This is a genomic window from Arthrobacter sp. ERGS1:01 (assembly GCF_001281315.1).
In the GTDB taxonomy this organism is placed as follows: domain Bacteria; phylum Actinomycetota; class Actinomycetes; order Actinomycetales; family Micrococcaceae; genus Specibacter.
The window spans coordinates 383,824-400,412 of record NZ_CP012477.1; the positions used below are offsets into that span (position 1 = coordinate 383,824).

A 16,589-nucleotide genomic window follows, 5' to 3' on the forward strand; every position below is an offset into this window, starting at 1 on the left:
GGGATCAGGCCTTTCCGGCGTTGAGGAACGCCAGGCTCTGGGAGATGCCGTCAAAGATGTCCCCGGCGTAGTCGTCAAACTCGACCACGCCGACTTCGAGGGACTTCGCCGCACCAATGACGTCCCAAATGGGTACCTCGCCCTGTCCGGCGGGAAGCTGGGCCTTCGTGTCGTTGGTCAGCGGGCCGTCCTTGATGTGGATGTACTTCACGCGCTCACCGAGGCTCGTGAGGATGTCGACGGCATTGGCGCCGCCCACGGACACCCAGTAGGTGTCCACTTCCAAGACCAGTTCCGGGTCCAGCAGCGTGTCGAGGTATTCAAGGGCCGTGGCGCCGTTGATGGTGGACTCCAGCTCCCAGGCGTGGTTGTGGTAGCCCACCCGGACGCCGTACTCGGCACCCTTCTTGGCTGCGGCGTTCAGGCCGGCCGCAATCTTCTCGACGTCCTCGGCGCTCTGCCACTGCTCTGCCGGGATGAAGGGATCGATGACGGTGGTGATGCCCAGCTTGTTGGCGGCGGCAAAGATTTCATCCTGGTCGGCGCTCAGCAGCGGCGCATGGCCGGACGGTGCGGCAATGCCGTGCTCGCTCAAGGCCGCGTGCAGGGCGTCGGCCGTGGCCACGAAGTTGTAGGGCTCCACCTTGGTGAAGCCGAGTTCGGCCACGCGGGCAATGGTGCCGGCCAGGTCCTCTTCCAGGGGCTTCCGGACCGTGTAAAGCTGCAGGGAATACGTCATTGGGTTACTCCTGAAGGGTAAGAGCGGGTGTTTACTCAAAGCTAGGGGAACTTATGTCGATCGTCAAGCAAAAGTGTATGAATTATTCCCAACTTGGCGCATTGTGACAGATAGAAGCCCGTGTGTTATTTATAGGGGATGCCAAAGTCACCAATTCAGCCCCCGTCCGCACCCATAGTCGGCGCGGGTTCCGGCACGGGGACGCCGGCGCCGGGACCGGCCCCGGTCGGCACCTCGCGTGCGGGGGATGTCTTCCAGCTGCTGCGCGACGGCCACGCCCGCACACGCGCCGAACTGGCTGACATCACCGGCCTGGCCAGGTCCACCGTGGCGGCGCGCATCGACGCTCTCGCCGCCGCCGGCCTGATCGGCCCGGCAGGTGAGGCGGTCTCCTCAGGGGGGCGGCCGCCGTCGCGCTTCGCCTTCGCACCCACGTCCCGCGTTGTGTTGGCGGTCGACGTCGGCGCAACCCACGTGCTGGTGGGCCTGAGCGATCTGGGTGGCAAGGTCCTGTGTGAACTGCGCGAATCCATCGACATCTCCGCCGGGCCCATTCCCGTGCTCGATGACATCCTGGCCCACTGCGAAGCCCTGCTGGTGCAGGCCGGCCGGCACGAACGCGAGCTGGTGGGCGTGGGGATCGGCCTGCCCGGACCCGTGGAGCACTCCAGCGGCAAGCCGGCCAGCCCGCCCATCATGCCCGGCTGGGACGGCTTTGACGTTCCCGCCTATGTGCAAAAGCGGTTCGCCACCGACGTCCTGGTGGACAATGACGTCAACATCATGGCGCTGGGGGAGCGGGCAATGTATTGGCCGGACGCGCAAAACCTGCTGTTCATCAAGGTGGCCACGGGCATCGGCGCCGGCATCATCAGCGGCGGGCTGCTCCAGCGCGGGGCCGACGGCACTGCCGGGGATATTGGCCATGTGCGGGTGCCGCGCGGCGGGGACGTGCTGTGCCGCTGCGGCAATTTCGGATGCCTCGAAGCCATGGCGTCCGGCCCCGCGGTCGCTGCATCATTGCGGGCCGGCGGCGTTCCGGCAGCCACGGGAGACGACGTGCTGGAACTGGCCCGGCGCGGAAACCTGACCGCCATCGCGGCCATGCGCCAGGCCGGCCGCGACGTCGGCGATGTCCTGGCCGCGTGCGTCAACCTGCTCAACCCCTCCGTCATCGTCATTGGCGGCGGGCTGTCCTCGGCCGGCGAATACCTGCTGGCCGGCGTGCGTGAAATCGTCTACCAGCGCTCCCTGCCGCTGGCCACGGCCCGGCTGCGCATTGTGCAGTCCATGGCCGCGGACAAGGCCGGCGTCTATGGCGCCGCCCGCATGGTCATTGACCACGTCCTGGCCCCGTCCGGGGTGGAGCGCCTGGTGCTGGAGAGCCAGTCCTCGTGACCCAGGCAGGCGCGGATTCCGGCGGCAAGGTCACGATTGCGGGCCTGGCCGGGCGCCTTGGCATGTCCAAGGCGTCGGTCTCCTATGCGCTCAACGGCCAGCCGGGGGTCAGCGACGCGACGCGTGCCCGGGTGCTGGCCCTGGCCGCCGACCTTGGCTGGTACCCCAGTTCAAGCGCCCGGGCCCTCTCGCAGTCCCGCAGCGGGACCGTCGGGATCGTGCTCTCCCGGGAGGCGGAAGATGTTGGGTCCGAGCCGTTCTACATGAACGTGCTGGCCGGCATTGAATCGGTCTTGAGCTCCCATGAAAGCAATCTTCTTTTGCGCATGGTGGCCCCGGGGGTGGGCGCGGGGCGTGACCTGGACGTCTATCTGCGCTGGGCAGGCGAACGCCGCGTGGACGGCGTGATCCTGTTTGACCATTTCCATGACGATCCGCGCCCGCCCCTCCTGGACTCGCTGCGGCTGCCCTATGTACGGCTGGGTGCCCCGGAGGACGCTGCCACCACGGCAAATTCCGGCAACACCACCGTGTCCCAGAGCGTTGACGCCGGCACGCTGGTGGAGGCCCTCCATGACCTGGGGCACCGCCATATCGCCTATGTTTCCGGCCCGTTGGCGCTCACCCACGAGACCGCCCGCAAGGCCGCGATCCTCGGACACGCCCGGAGGCTGGGCATGACCGCCGTGTCCACGCCGTCGGACTACACGGCCGACGACGGCGGCACCGCCACGATCGCCGTCGTCGCGGGGCTGGTGCCGGGGGCCGACGACTTCCCGACGGCCATCATCTTTGGCAACGACCTCATGGCCATGGGCGGCCTGGTTGCGCTCAAGCGGCTGGGCCTGAAGGTCCCGGGCCAGGTGTCGGTGCTGAGTTGGGACGATTCGATCCTGTGCCGCTTCAGTTCCCCGTCGGTGGCCGCCCTGGGCCGGGACACCATGGATCTTGGCCGGCGCTCGGCTGCCCTGCTCCTGGAGATCATCGCCGGCCATGCCCCCGGGAACCGGCTGTCCCCGGCCGGTACGCTGCTGGCACGCGACAGCCTGGGGCCCGCCCCGGCCCGCGGCGTCGCATAACTCCCGGTAAGGGGTTTCCCGGCACCCAATTTCATAACAAGTCGGTAACATCGGCCCATTGCTGAACCGGTTCAGTTAGACTCGTCACATTCAATACCCGTCATTTTGCCCCTGCTATTCGGCGTTTGTTTCCCGCCGGTGACCAGGGGCTCTCGGCATTGCCCTCCAGTGAAATTTGATCTGTTGGCGATACGTAAATAAGTCGAAAAATACTTACAGACTTTTGATTGACGTTCGTCATAAGTTCGCCTAGGTTTGGTTTCACGTCGAGGTTCGGGATTGCCCGAACGCCACAAGACAGCACAATTCGGGTAGTTCATACCAACGACAAGGAAGTCACCGAAGTGAAAATTCGTACTTTTGCAGCAGCGGCGGCAATAGCGGCCTTAGCTCTCACGGCCACCGGCTGCGGCGGATCCAACGCAGGCTCCGGTTCAACCGACGGCGGCGGCAAGACACTCACCTACTGGGCCAGCAACCAGGGCACCAGCCTGGACAACGACAAGGCGGTGCTCACGCCGCTGCTGACCAAGTTCCAGGAGGAGACCGGCATCAAGGTCAACCTCGAGGTCATCGGCTGGAACGATCTGCAGACCCGCATCCAAACCGCCGTCACCTCCGGCCAGGCGCCGGACGTGCTGAACATCGGCAACACCTGGGCGGCCTCGCTGCAATCCACGGGCGCCTTCATGCCGTTCGATTCGGCAGCCTTTGATGCGATTGGCGGCAAGGACAAGTTCGTCAAGACTGCCATGGACACCGGCGGTGTAGCCGGCCAGGATCCCACCTCCGTCCCGCTGTACGGCCTGGCCTATGGCCTGTACTACAACAAGGCCATGTTCAAGGACGCCGGACTGACCCCGCCCACCACCTGGGAGGAAATGGCCGCCGACGCGAAGAAGCTCACCACGGGCGGCAAGTACGGATTCTCGCTGGCCGCGGGCAGCTACACGGAAAACTCCCACTTCGCCTTCATCAACGCCGCCCAGAACGGCGCCGACTTCTTCGACGCCGCCGGCAAGCCCACCTTCACCTCCGACGGCATCGTCGACGGGATCTCCCGCTACCTTGACCTGATGCAAAGCGACAAGGCCGTCAACCCGTCCAACGCCCAGTACGACAACGCCACCCAGGCCATCAACGACTTCGCCAACGGCAAGTCCGCGATGGTGCTCAGCCAGAACAACGCCGACAGCTCCATCGCCTCCCAGGGCATGAAGAACAGCGACTACGGCGTGGTGGCCTTCCCCGCCCCGAGCGGCGGCAAGCAGATCGCCACCATGGTGGCCGGCATCAACATGTCCATCTTCAAGAACACGAAGAACAAGGACGCCGCCCTCCAGTTCGTGAAGTTCATGACCAGCGAAGCCACCCAGGCAACCCTGGACAAGCCCTTCGCCGCACTCCCCGTGCTGGCCGGAGTCAACCCCAGCTTCACCGACAACACCGAAGAAGCCAAGACCTTCGCCGACATCTACGCCAACAAGTCCAAGCCGCTGCCGCTCGTGGCCGCCGAGGACCAGTTTGAAAGCACCGTCGGCAAGGCCATGAACCAGATGTTCGCCACGATCGCCTCCGGCGGCACCGTCTCCAAGGCCGACGTCAAGGCCGCACTCACCACCGCCCAGCAGGAAGTAGAAGCAGCGGGCTAGTCCCCACGCCCTCCCCACGCGAATCCGCTGGCGCGGCTTCGCGTGGGGCCCCTCGGGCGCGTGGGCCCAACAACCGGATCCCACCATCTGCCCACTTCATACTTCATGTCTTCCCAGAAAGGTGAGTGTCCGCAGTGTCTGCAACCACCGCCACAAAGAAGTCCGGCCCCCCGGCAGGCGCATCCGGGGAAAAACCCCGCAAGGTTCGCCGCGCAGGGTGGTGGCTGCCCTACGCGCTCCTCGCCCCGGCCGTCGTCTTCGAACTAGTCATCCACGTCATCCCCATGGCCACCGGCATCTGGATGAGCTTCCTCAAGCTCACCAAAATGTTCATCGCCAACTGGGGCAACGCACCGTTTGTCGGCTTAAAGAACTACCAAATCGCCCTCGATTTCAACTCAGCCGTGGGCGGCGGGCTGCTAAAGTCCTTTGCCATCACCGCCGCGTTCACCATCCTCGTGGTGGGCATTTCCTGGGGACTCGGCATGGCCGCCGCCGTCGCCCTGCAAAAGACGTTCCGCGGCCGGGCCATCTTCCGCACCCTGTTCCTGATTCCGTACGCCCTGCCCATGTACGCCGGCGTCATCGCCTGGAAGTTCATGCTGCAAAAGGACACCGGCGCCCTCAACCACCTGCTCTATGACAATCTCGGAATGCCCGGGGACAAGCCGTTCTGGCTGATCGGCGACAACGCGTTCGCCTCCGTGGTCATCGTGGCCATCTGGCGCCTGTGGCCCTTCGCGTTCCTGATGCTGATGGCCGGCCTGCAGTCCATTCCCACCGACGTCTACGAGGCCTCGGCCGTGGACGGCGCCAAGCCGATGCGCCAGTGGTGGGCCATCACGCTGCCCATGCTGCGCCCCGTCAACATGGTGCTGGTGCTCGTCATGTTCCTGTGGACCTTCAACGACTTCAACACCCCGTTCGTCTTGTTCGGCGGCTCCCAACCCCCGGCCGGCGACCTGATCTCCTTCCATATCTATAACGCGTCGTTCCTGACCTGGAACTTTGGCTCCGGCGCGGCCATGTCCGTGCTCCTGCTGTTGTTCCTGTTGGTGGTCAGCGGCATCTACCTTCTCGTCATGAACCGGAGGAACCGCCGTGCATGAAACCAAGGGCACCAAACTCTTCAGGATCATCACCATCACCGTCCTGAGCATCTTCACCATCATCCCCGTTTACGTCATGGTGATTTCCGGCATGAAACCGCTCAAGGACGTGCAGGGGGCGTTCTCCTGGTGGCCCAGCACGCTGACGATCCAGCCGTACATCGACATGTGGAAGACCGTGCCGCTGGCCAGCTACTTCGTCAACTCGGTCGTTGTGTCCGGCGTGGCCACCGTGCTCTCGCTGATCATCGCGATCTTCGCCTCCTACGCGATCTCCCGTTACAGCTTCCGCGGCCGCGCGCTGTTCTCCACCACGGTGCTCTCAACACAGATGCTCCCGGGCGTCTTGTTCCTGCTGCCCTTGTTCCTGATCTTCGTGAACATCAACACGAACTTCGGCGTCCAGCTCGTGGGAACCCGGCTCGGCCTGATCATCACGTACCTGACGTTCTCGCTGCCGTTCTCCATCTGGATGCTGGCCGGCTACTTCGACGGCATCCCGCGGGAACTCGACGAGGCCGCGAAGGTGGACGGTTGCGGTCCCATGCGCGCCCTGATCCGGGTGATCCTGCCCGCCGCCCGTCCCGGCCTGGTCGCCGTCGCGATCTACAGTTTCATGACCAGTTGGGGCGAGGTCTTGTTCGCCTCCGTCATGACGACGGACGCCAACCGCACCCTGGCCGTTGGTTTGCAGCTGTACTCGACGCAAACCAACGTGTACTGGAACCAGATCATGGCCGCCTCCGTGGTGGTCAGCATCCCCATCGTGATCGGCTTCCTGCTCCTGCAAAAGAACTTCGTAGCGGGGCTGACCGCCGGCGCCGTGAAGTAACCAGCTGAAGTAACAACGTGAAGTAACGACTCGAACGATGCCCGCTTTTGCCGTAGTCACGGCAAAAGTGGGCATCATTGTTTCGTTTGTAAGTCGGGAGATGCGGAAGGTCGCATGAACATTCGATGTGAAAATATGACAACTTTTGATTGACCGCGATCAGAAGCTCCACTAGGTTTTAAGTGCCGGTGGAAATCTTCCTCCGCCCGAAAATCCTCCCCGTTCACGACAAGATAAAGGTGTCCTCGTTGACCACTCCACTGATCCCTGCCCCGACAACCCTGAAAGTCGGCGTGGTGGGCGTCGGCTGGGCCGGCCAGCAACACATCAAGGCCTTTAGCAACGTCGACGGCGTCGAAGTGGTGGCCGTGGCCGGCATGGAGGCCGGGCTTTTGGCGCAGCTGCAAACCGAGTTCGGCATTCCGCACGGCTTTGCCCGGTGGGAGGAGCTGCTTGAACTGGAGGGCTTGGATGCCGTCAGCGTGGCGGTTCCCACCTTCCTGCACGCGCCCATCACGATTGCCGCCCTGGGACGCGGGCTGCATGTACTGAGCGAAAAGCCGCTGGCCCGCAACGGCGAGGAAGGCGCGGCCATGGTCGCCGCCGCCCGCGAGGCCGGCCGCGTACTGGATGTGGTCTTCAACCACCGCCGCCGCGGGGACGTCAAGAAGCTCAAGGCCATCATCGACGACGGCGAATTGGGCCGCCCCTACTACGCCAAGGCGTCCTGGCTGCGCCGGCGCGGCATCCCCACGCTGGGCAGCTGGTTCACCAATCCGGAGCTGGCCGGCGGCGGACCCCTTGCCGACATTGGCGTGCACGTCCTGGACTATGCGCTGCACCTTTTGGGTGAACCCAAGGTCGTCTCGGTCTCGGCGTCCACCTACTCCGAACTGGGCACCCAGGGCCGCGGCGGCGATGCCAACTACATTGCGGCCGCGTCCAACCACAAGTTTGAAGTGGAGGACTTTGCCTCCGCCTTCATCCGGCTCGAAGGCGGCGTCACCCTGGTGGTGGAGGCCGGCTGGGCCAGCTACCGCGATCCCGCCGACCTCATGGACTTCCGGGTGTACGGGACCGAAGGCGGCGCAGAATTGCGGGCAGCGCATTCGCACCAGATTTCCGATTCGGGCCTGCGCGTCTTCACCGACAAGGGCCAGGCCAACGCCGACTACCTTGCCGAACCACTGGAGGACGGCAACCACCAGGCCGTGGTGGACGAATTCGTGGCGGCCGTGCGCGGCGGCGAGGACGTCTGGGGCCGCTACGACGGCTCCGTGGCCCTGAGCCGGGCCCTGATCATTGACGCATGCTACAAATCCGCCCTCGAACAGCGCGAAGTGAGGCTCTGACCATGGCTGAAAAGCTGAACATCCTGGTGTGGAACGAAGGCGTCCATGAGCTCAGGAACGAACCGGCCACGATCGGTGACATGTACCCGAACGGCATGCACGGCGCCATCGCCGAGGCCTTGGGCGCCCACCACCCGGACGCCACCATCTCCACGGCCACGCTGGCCGATCCGGAGCACGGCCTGAGCGAGGAAACACTGGCCAACACCGACGTCCTGCTGTGGTGGGGGCACATCGCGCACGACGACGTCGCCGATGAAGTGGTGGAGCGGGTGCAGCGCCACGTCCTGGGCGGCATGGGCCTGGTGGCGCTCCACTCGGCGCACTTCGCCAAGATCTTCACGAAGCTGCTGGGCACCACGTGCTCGTTGAAGTGGCGCAATGAGGGAGAACGCGAGCTGGTGTGGACGGTCAAGCCGTCGCACCCCATCGCGGCCGGCGTCGAAAGCCCCATCGTCATCCCCGAACAGGAGATGTACGGGGAGCTCTTCGACATTCCGGAACCCGACGACCTGATCTTCATCAGCTCTTTTGCCGGGGGAGAGGTGTTCCGCTCCGGCGTGACGTTCTCGCGTGGGAAGGGCCGGATCTTCTACTTCAGCCCCGGCGACCAGGAGTACCCCGTGTACCACCACCCGCAGGTGCAGCGCGTGCTCGCCAACGGGGTGGGCTGGGTGGCCCAGCCCGGCCGGCACCGCGCCCAGCCCGTGGTGACGAACCCGGCCCGGGAATACTTCCCCAACTAGAAGAACGGCGGGCACATGGCACGGCAGTTGCGGGACGGCCAGCGGGCCGAACTTTGGGTGATAGATGTGGACACAGCGGCGGCAACACTCCGGCTTAGCAGTGACACGCTGCTCTTCGAGGCGCCCAATTGGAGCCCGGACGGCGCTTCGTTGGTCCTCAACGGGGACGGCCGGCTGTTCCGCCTGGGCGTCGACGACGGCGATCTCGAGGAGATTGCCCTGGGTGGAGCCGGGGAGATCAACAATGACCACGTGATCAGCCCCGACGGGCGCACCGCCTACGTTTCCAGCGAGGACGGGCACATCCATGCCGTGCCCCTCGGCGGCTCGCTGGGCGACAGCTCCCAGGACGACGGCGGCGCCCGGCGCGTCACGAACGACCACGGCGGCGGATTCCGGCACTATCTGCACGGGGTCTCCCCGGACGGGCAGCTGCTGGCCTACATCGGGCTGTCCGTCGACGGTGCCGGGATGGTGCGGACCAACGTCCACACCATCCCGGCCGCCGGCGGTCCCGATGCCCAACTCACGGACGATTCTTTCCCCGACGACGGTGCCGAGTTTTCCCCCGACGGGCAGTGGATCTACTTCAACTCCGAACGCGGCTCCGCGGAACCGGGTCACGCACAGCTTTTTTGCCTGCCGGCCGGTGGCGGAACCCTCGAACAACTGACCTTCGACGAGCGGGTGAACTGGTTCCCGCACCCCTCACCGGACGGAACCCGGATTGCCTACGTCAGCTTCCCGCCGGGCACGCTGGGGCACCCGGCGGACGTCGACGTCGTCGTGCGTGTGCTGGAGGCGGACGGGACCGTGCGGGATTTGGCCCACGTGTTTGGCGGCCAGGGCACCATGAACGTCCCCAGCTGGGACCCGACCGGGCGCCGGATTGCGATTGTCGCCTACCCTCTCCAAACGCTCCCGCCACTCGAAAGCTCGTGACGGGCCCTCGCGCTTGAACTGCTCCCCGAAAGTTGGACTGATTAATTCGGTTCCTTACTTTCGGGGAGTTTTTTATGGATTCGCGGAGTTCGTTGAGTGCTCGGCAGCGGGTTGCTGCCATAGGGTTGTTCGAGGAAGGCTTCGGCTATGGTGCGGTTTCTTCTCGGCTGCAGGTCAGCAGGGATGCCTGTAAGCGCTTGGAGCAACGTTTCAAGATTTGGGGTAGGGCCGCTTTGGATAGACGACCGGCTGTGCCAGCGTATTCATTTGAGTTCAAGATCAAGGTGGTTCGTCAGTTCCTCGCTGCTGAAGCAACATCGACGGAACTGGCCCAGTTGTATCACTTGAGTTCGCCGAAACTCGTTCAAAGCTGGGTTCGGCGGTATCGCCAGGACGGTGAGGACGCTCTCAAGCCCCGGCCGAGGGGCCGCCCACACACCGCCGTGGACCAATTGCCTACCGAGGTTAGCGAGCTTGAGAAGCTGCGCCTTGAGAACCAGCGGTTGCAGGCCGAGAATGCCTACCTAAAAAAAGTACGGGCCCTGAGGAACCAACCACCGCGTTGAAGGTTAGCGCCGTGATCGCCCTCAGGGCCTCTCACCCCTTGCCCCTGCTCCTGGCCGCGGCCGGGCTGCCCCGCTCTACGTTCTTCCACCGCCAGGCCGCGCTCACGGCCCCTGACCGGCACGCAGAACTCCGTGCCCGGATCCACGAGGTCTTCACCGAGGCCAAGGGCCGCTACGGGCACCGACGCATCCATGCGTTCCTGCGCCGCCAGGGATGGCAGGTGGCGAAGAAGACCGTGTTAAAGCTGATGCGCGCCGAGAATCTGGTCTGCAAGGTCCGCAGCAGTCGCCGCAGGTATTCCTCCTACAAGGGCCAGGTCGGCAAGATCGCTGAAAACCTACTCAAGCGCCAGTTCGTCACCGCGGCACCGAACCTGACGTGGGTGACCGATGTGACCGAGTTCAAGGTCGCGGACCGCAAGGTCTACCTCTCCCCGGTCATGGACCTGTTCGACCGCTCCGTGGTCTCCTTCGCGGTCTCCGAGTCGCCCAACACGGCCTTCACCAACCGATCGCTCAGCGAGGCGATCAGCACTCTGGGACCGGGTGAGGCACCAATGGTGCACTCGGACCAAGGATTCCAGTACCAACACGCCAGCTGGCAGAAGCTGCTCAGCAACGCCGGCATGACCCAATCGATGTCCCGCAAGGGCAATTGCCTGGATAACTCAGTGATGGAGAACTTCTTCGGACACTTAAAAGAAGAGATGTTCCACCACCAAGAACACACCAGCCCCGAAAGCTTCATCACTGAACTCGAGGACTACATCCGCTGGTACAACAAAGACCGCATCTCGTTAACACTCGAGTGCCTGAGCCCGATGGAATACCGGGCCCAGGCACTCGCTACCTAGACTCTTATTTACCAAGTCCAACATTCGGGGACCAGTTCACGCTGGTGGGTCCCTAGGGTATGGCTCCGAGGGTGATGGTGGTGGAGGCGCCGACACCGTCGCGGACGTAGCTAACCGTCACCTTGTCCCCGGCTTTGCGGGCCAGGGTGATTGTGGCGAGCACTCCAGTGTCTGCCGCCGGCGCTCCGTCGAGATGTGTGATGACGTCGCCTGCGCGCAGCCCGGCCGCTGCCGCGGGACCGCCCGGAGCCACCGATTGCAGGTACAGCCCGTTCTCGACACCGAACCGGGCGGCCGCGCTGGGCGGCAGCGGGGCGGCGGCTAGCCCAAAGTACGGGTAGGCGACCTTGCCGGTGTCGATGAGCTGGCCGGCGATGCGGGCCGCCAGGTTAATGGGCACCGCAAAGCCGATGCCAACGCTGCCGCCGCCGGCCGCGCCACCGTCAGTTGGCACGGTGGCTATGGCGGTGTTGATGCCCACCAGTTTGCCCGCGCAGTTGACCAGGGCGCCGCCGGAATTGCCGGGGTTGATGGAGGCATCGGTTTGGATGGCGCCGACCAGCGTGGCTGTTGCGCCGTTGTCGCTGGGAACGGGAACATTACGGCCCAGGGCGCTGACAATGCCACCGGTGACGGTGCTGGAAAGGCCCAATGGAGCGCCGAGCGCCACCACGGGCTGGCCCACCAAAACGGCGGTGGAATCGCCCAGGGCGATACTGGGCAGCGGCTTGGGGGCGGTCACCTTCAGGACGGCAAGATCGGACTTCGGGTCGCGCCCCACCAGCTGGGCGGTGGCGCTGTGGCCGTCACTGAACACCACGTCGATCTGCCCGCCGTTGGCCGCGGCCGAGATGACGTGGTTGTTCGTCAGGATATGCCCGTCCGGGCGCAGGATGACCCCGCTGCCAACCCCGCTCGCCGGCCCGTTTTGGATGGACACGGTCACGATCGTGGGTAACACGGTGGCGGCGACCTGAACGGCGTCGCACGTCCCCGACGCCGCTGCCGCGGGAGCGTTCGAGCGGGTCAGCTGCCCTCCGGCCACCCCTCCCGCCGCCCCGGCCACGAGGGCCAGCGCTGCAGCGCCCGAGACGAGCGATGCCGTCCGGTGCCGCTTGAACCATGGGGCTGGCTGGGGGGTGACCATGGGCAGGCTCCGATCAGAAAAGCCGCGGATAGTGGCTATTCCACCATGCTACGACACTCGCCGCCAGTGCCCGGAGGCGGCTAGATGGCGCAGCCGTCGGGGCCGCACACCTCGGCGTCGGAGCCGCCCGTGCTGACCATGGTCAGCGGGTTGGCTTCCTTCCACGCCTCCTCGAGGGCCTGCGTGAACAGTTCGGCCGGCTGGGCGCCGGAGATGCCGTACTTGCGGTCGATGACGAAGAACGGTACGCCGCTCACGCCCAACGCGCGGGCCTCGGCGAAGTCGTTGCGGACGTCGTCGGCGTACTTGTCGGTGTCGAGGGCCTCGTTGATTTCAGCGGCATCCAGGCCGGCCGTTGCGCCAACGCGCACCAGGAACTCGCGGCTGCCAATGTCCTCGCCGTGCTCAAAGTGGGCGGACAGCAGGGCTTCCTTGATGACGTCGCCCTTCCCGTGGGCGGCGGCCAGGTGCAGCAGCTGGTGGGCGTTGAAGCTGTTGGCGACCACGACGTCGTCGAACTTGTAGTCCAGGCCCTCGCCCTTGGCCTGCTCGGTGACGTGGGTGAACATGCCGGCGACCTGCGCCGGGTCCATGCCCTTGCGCTCGCTGAGGTAGCTCAGCTCGGTGCCGTCGTAGTGCTCGGGGATGGTGGGGTCCAGCTGGTAGCTGCGCCACTGCACGTCCACGGAGTCCTTGTGCGGGAACGCGTTCAGGGCGGTTTCAAAACGGCGCTTGCCAATGTAGCACCAGGGGCAGGCCACATCGGACCAGATCTCAATCTTCATACTGGCGGCAACGGATGCCATTCGCGGATTATTCCGTGGTGTGCGGGAGGTCTCGCTCCCCAGCCGCTCCCACTGCTCGCAAGCTCGCAGCGGGTCCCTCGCGGCCGTGGCCCCAGGCTCGACCACCAGTGATCGAGCTTGTCGAGATTGAACTAAGGCTGGTCCACCGGGACCCGGATCTCGGGCCTGCAGTGGCGTCGCGTCCGGTGGAACCAGCCAAACTTAGGCGGCGGCCAGTTCGCGCGCCCTGCCGGTGGCCCGTTCGGGCGTCTCGTGCAGGTAGTTCGTGTAGGCCGTGAGCGTCAGGAAAGGCGGGAATTCCTCGCCGAGGGCCACCGTCTCGAAGATCTCCAGGGCGTCGTCGAACCTGTCGCCATCGAAGCGGGGCAGCCTGCCGAACTCCTCCGCCAGCATTTCGGTGACCCAGTCGAAGGTGATGAGTTCGCCTTGGTCGGTGATGGCCTGGCTGTGGATCCACTGCCAGATCTGCGAGCGGGAGATTTCCGCGGTGGCGGCGTCCTCCATGAGGTTGTTCAGGGCGACGGCGCCGTGGCCGCGCAGCCAGGACTCGATGTACTGGATGCCCACCCAGATGTTGTCGCGGATGCCCGCTTCGGTGATCCGGCCTTCCGTGCCGGCAATGTTCAGCAGGGCCCTGTCGTCGGGTTCGACGTCCTCGCGCAGCCGGTTGAGCTGGTTCGGGTTCCAGCCCAGGACGGCGTCGAAGACCTCCATGGCGACGGGGACCAGGTCCGGGTGCGCCACCCAGGAGCCGTCAAAGCCGTCGTCGGCCTCCCGGGTTTTGTCCGCCCGGACCTTGGCCATCGCGTTGGCATTGGCCTCCGGATCCCGGCGGTTGGGCACGAACGCGGCCATGCCGCCAATGGCCATGGCGCCGCGGCGGTGGCAGGCGCGCACCAGCTGTTCGGTGTAGGCGCGCATGAACGGTGCCGTCATGGTGATCTGGTTGCGGTCCGGGAGCACAAAGCGCGGGCCCCGGGTGCGGAAGTTCTTGATTACGGAGAACAGGTAGTCCCAGCGGCCGGCGTTCAGGCCCGCGGCATGGTCGCGCAGTTCGTAGAGGATCTCCTCCATTTCAAAGGCGGCCGTGATGGTTTCGATCAGGACTGTGGCACGGATGGTGCCCTGCGGGATGCCGAGCAGGTCCTGGGCTTGGATGAAAATGTCGTTCCAGAGGCGGGCCTCGAGGTGGTTTTCGATCTTCGGCAGGTAGAAGTAGGGTCCCTTGCCCTGGGCGATCAGCCGGCGGGCGTTGTGGAAGAAGAACAGGCCGAAGTCGACCACTCCGCCGGCCATCGGCTTGCCGTTGATGAGCAGGTGCTTTTCCGGCAGGTGCCAGCCGCGCGGGCGGACCACGATGGTGGGCAGATCCTCCGCGGGAGCCAGGCGGTATTCCTTGCCTTCGGCGCTCGTGAAGTCGATGCGGCGTTCCAGGGCGTCGATGAGGTTCAGCTGCCCGCGGATCACATTGCCCCAGGTGGGTGTGGAGGCGTCTTCCATGTCGGCCAGCCAGACCTTGGCGCCGGAGTTCAGTGCGTTGATGGTCATCTTCGCATCGACCGGGCCGGTGATTTCCACGCGGCGGTCCTCCAGCCCGGGCGCCGGCGGGGCCACCCGCCAGTTGGGGTCCTCCCGGATGGGGGAGGTGTGGCTGAGGAAGCGGGGGTCGCTGCCGCTGAGGATCTGGCGGCGGCGCGTGTGGCGGGCGGCCAGCAGGTCATGGCGGCGCGCCGTCGTCGTGCGGTTCAGGGCTGCGATGAAATCCAGGGCCTCGGGGGTGAGGATTTCCTCCTGGCGGGGGATGGGCTGCGCGTTCAAGGTGATGCCGTTGATGCTGATGGGTGAGTTCATGGGAATCGCTCCAGGTCTGGGCGGCCTGTGTTGCAGTTGTTGGACGAAAAGGGCCCGAATCGGCGGATTTTGGTCCAACAACTGCAACACAGACGGGGGGAAAGGTTAGTGGAACTGCTGGGCCTCGGTGGAGCCTGCCAATGCGAGGGTGCCGCTGTTTGGGTTCAGCGCGCTCGCCACCAGGTCGAAGTAGCCTGTGCCCACTTCGCGCTGGTGCTTGGTTGCGGTGTAGCCGCGTTCTTCAGCGCCAAATTCGCGCTCCTGCAGTTCGACGTAGGCGCTCATCCCGTCCCGGGCGTAACCGTGGGCGAGGTCAAACATCGAGTAGTTCAGGGCATGGAAGCCAGCCAGGGTGATGAACTGGAACTTGAAGCCCATGGCGCCGAGTTCACGTTGGAACTTGGCGATCGTGGCGTCGTCCAAATGCTTTTTCCAGTTGAACGACGGCGAACAGTTGTAGGCCAGCATCTGGTCGGGGAACTGCGCGCGGATGCCGTCGGCAAACTTCTTCGCGTGTTCTAGGTCCGGGGTGCCGGTTTCCATCCAGATGAGGTCGGCATACGGAGCGTACGCCAGGCCGCGGGCAATGCACGGTTCGATCCCGTTGCGCACATTGTAGAAACCTTCCGCGGTGCGCTCTCCTGTGATGAAAGGCTTGTCGCGGTCGTCAACGTCGGAGGTGATCAGGGTGGCGGCCTCGGCGTCCGTACGGGCAACAATAACAGAGGGGACGCCGGCGACGTCGGCCGCGAGCCGTGCGGCGTTCAGCGTGCGGACATGCTGGGCCGTGGGGATCAAGACCTTCCCGCCGAGGTGGCCGCACTTCTTCTCGCTGGCCAGCTGGTCCTCCCAGTGCACGCCGGCCGCGCCGGCGCCGATCATGGACTTCATGAGCTCGTAGGCGTTCAGCGGCCCGCCAAAGCCGGCCTCGGCGTCGGCCACGATTGGTACCAGCCAGTCCTCCACGGATTGCTTGCCTTCGGAGAATTCGATCTGGTCCGCCCGCAGCAGTGCGTTGTTGATGCGCCGGACCACTGTGGGTACCGAGTTGACGGGGTACAGGGACTGATCGGGATAGGTGTTGCCGGAGGTGTTGGCGTCGGCGGCAACCTGCCAGCCGGAGAGGTAGATGGCCTTCAGCCCGGCCTTGACTTGCTGCACGGCCTGGTTGCCGGTCAGCGCGCCGAGTGCGTTCGTGTAGCCCTCGGGGCCGGCGTTGCGCAGCTGGTCCCAGAGCTTTTCGGAGCCGCGGCGGGCCAGGGTTTGTTCCTCCATGACCCGGCCGCGGAGCTTCACGACATCACCGGCCGAGTAGCTGCGTTCGGTGCCGTCCCAGCGGGGGTTGGCGGCCCATTCAAGTTCGAGGGCGGCCGCGGCGTCAACGTTGTTCTGCTCCGGCGTCGTTGCGGGTTCAAATGCTTCAGTCATGGTGGTCGCTCCTTTGCGTACAATCCGTGTTCCTTCTTCGTGATTTCAACTATTCAGGTGTTCCCAAGGGCTTTCTAGAGGTAAATGC

At 65.0% G+C, this 16,589-nt stretch carries 14 protein-coding genes; 9 read left to right on the plus strand and 5 right to left on the minus strand.

Features of this window, described 5'->3' with window-relative positions:
• Nucleotides 1–4 precede the first annotated feature (4 nt).
• Nucleotides 5–739 carry a sugar phosphate isomerase/epimerase family protein gene (locus AL755_RS01775; RefSeq protein ID WP_054009454.1) on the minus strand — a complete coding sequence of 245 codons (735 nt, stop codon included), beginning with the start codon at nt 737–739 and terminating at the stop codon, nt 5–7.
• 138 nt (nt 740–877) lie between these two features.
• Between AL755_RS01775 and AL755_RS01780 the strand changes: the two genes are divergently transcribed.
• The 9 genes from AL755_RS01780 (at nt 878) to AL755_RS24430 (ending at nt 11,269) form a co-directional block, all read left to right on the plus strand.
• Nucleotides 878–2,137 (plus strand): ROK family protein, encoded by a 1,260-nt coding sequence (locus tag AL755_RS01780; protein WP_082368804.1) that lies wholly within the window; start codon nt 878–880, stop codon nt 2,135–2,137.
• Entirely contained in the window at nt 2,134–3,216 is a 1,083-nt protein-coding gene (locus tag AL755_RS01785) for a LacI family DNA-binding transcriptional regulator (RefSeq protein WP_082368805.1), read from the plus strand. The genes AL755_RS01780 and AL755_RS01785 overlap by 4 nt, the downstream gene beginning before the upstream one ends.
• Before the next feature lie 344 nt (nt 3,217–3,560).
• Nucleotides 3,561–4,868 carry an ABC transporter substrate-binding protein gene (locus AL755_RS01790; RefSeq protein WP_054009455.1) on the plus strand — a complete coding sequence of 436 codons (1,308 nt, stop codon included), beginning with the start codon at nt 3,561–3,563 and terminating at the stop codon, nt 4,866–4,868.
• A 134-nt stretch (nt 4,869–5,002) separates the two neighbouring features.
• Nucleotides 5,003–5,977 (plus strand): carbohydrate ABC transporter permease, encoded by a 975-nt coding sequence (locus AL755_RS01795; RefSeq protein WP_054009456.1) that lies wholly within the window; start codon nt 5,003–5,005, stop codon nt 5,975–5,977.
• Nucleotides 5,970–6,809, plus strand: coding sequence for a carbohydrate ABC transporter permease (locus AL755_RS01800; RefSeq protein WP_054009457.1), 840 nt, complete (start codon nt 5,970–5,972; stop codon nt 6,807–6,809). Before AL755_RS01795 ends, AL755_RS01800 begins: the two co-directional genes overlap by 8 nt.
• Before the next feature lie 248 nt (nt 6,810–7,057).
• Nucleotides 7,058–8,161, plus strand: a complete 1,104-nt coding sequence (locus AL755_RS01805; RefSeq protein ID WP_054009738.1) for a Gfo/Idh/MocA family protein — start codon at nt 7,058–7,060, stop codon at nt 8,159–8,161.
• Between the two features lie 2 nt (nt 8,162–8,163).
• Nucleotides 8,164–8,907 (plus strand): ThuA domain-containing protein, encoded by a 744-nt coding sequence (locus tag AL755_RS01810; protein WP_054009458.1) that lies wholly within the window; start codon nt 8,164–8,166, stop codon nt 8,905–8,907.
• A gap of 15 nt (nt 8,908–8,922) precedes the next feature.
• Nucleotides 8,923–9,849, plus strand: coding sequence for a TolB family protein (locus AL755_RS01815; protein WP_054009459.1), 927 nt, complete (start codon nt 8,923–8,925; stop codon nt 9,847–9,849).
• Between the two features lie 74 nt (nt 9,850–9,923).
• Nucleotides 9,924–11,269 (plus strand): IS3 family transposase gene (locus tag AL755_RS24430; RefSeq protein WP_445290182.1). Its coding sequence is split into 2 segments (ribosomal slippage): nt 9,924–10,386 and nt 10,386–11,269, totalling 1,347 coding nucleotides; the frame shifts between segments, so codons are not numbered across the junction.
• Nucleotides 11,270–11,321: 52 nt separating this feature from the next.
• Here AL755_RS24430 and AL755_RS01830 read toward each other — a convergent pair.
• The 4 genes from AL755_RS01830 to aceA all read right to left on the minus strand — a co-directional run bounded on the left by AL755_RS01830 (nt 11,322) and on the right by aceA (nt 16,501).
• Nucleotides 11,322–12,416, minus strand: a complete 1,095-nt coding sequence (locus tag AL755_RS01830) for a S1C family serine protease (protein WP_054009460.1) — start codon at nt 12,414–12,416, stop codon at nt 11,322–11,324.
• Between the two features lie 80 nt (nt 12,417–12,496).
• Nucleotides 12,497–13,201: a DsbA family oxidoreductase gene (locus AL755_RS01835; protein WP_054009739.1), complete on the minus strand. Its 705-nt coding sequence runs from the start codon at nt 13,199–13,201 to the stop codon at nt 12,497–12,499.
• Nucleotides 13,202–13,423: 222 nt separating this feature from the next.
• Nucleotides 13,424–15,073, minus strand: a complete 1,650-nt coding sequence (gene aceB / locus AL755_RS01840; protein ID WP_054009461.1) for a malate synthase A — start codon at nt 15,071–15,073, stop codon at nt 13,424–13,426.
• A gap of 105 nt (nt 15,074–15,178) precedes the next feature.
• On the minus strand, nt 15,179–16,501 hold the full coding sequence (gene aceA / locus AL755_RS01845) for an isocitrate lyase (RefSeq protein ID WP_054009462.1): 1,323 nt from the start codon (nt 16,499–16,501) through the stop codon (nt 15,179–15,181).
• Nucleotides 16,502–16,589 lie beyond the last annotated feature (88 nt).

Coding starts and splice junctions, on each gene's coding strand:
- AL755_RS01780 (WP_082368804.1), top strand. CDS start 878: ATGCCAAAGTCACCAATTCAGCCCCCGTCCGCACCCATAGTCGGCGCG.
- AL755_RS01815 (WP_054009459.1), top strand. CDS start 8,923: ATGGCACGGCAGTTGCGGGACGGCCAGCGGGCCGAACTTTGGGTGATA.
- AL755_RS01835 (WP_054009739.1), bottom strand. CDS start 13,201: ATGAAGATTGAGATCTGGTCCGATGTGGCCTGCCCCTGGTGCTACATT.
- aceA (WP_054009462.1), bottom strand. CDS start 16,501: ATGACTGAAGCATTTGAACCCGCAACGACGCCGGAGCAGAACAACGTT.
- AL755_RS01775 (WP_054009454.1), bottom strand. CDS start 739: ATGACGTATTCCCTGCAGCTTTACACGGTCCGGAAGCCCCTGGAAGAG.
- AL755_RS01810 (WP_054009458.1), top strand. CDS start 8,164: ATGGCTGAAAAGCTGAACATCCTGGTGTGGAACGAAGGCGTCCATGAG.
- aceB (WP_054009461.1), bottom strand. CDS start 15,073: ATGAACTCACCCATCAGCATCAACGGCATCACCTTGAACGCGCAGCCC.
- AL755_RS01830 (WP_054009460.1), bottom strand. CDS start 12,416: ATGGTCACCCCCCAGCCAGCCCCATGGTTCAAGCGGCACCGGACGGCA.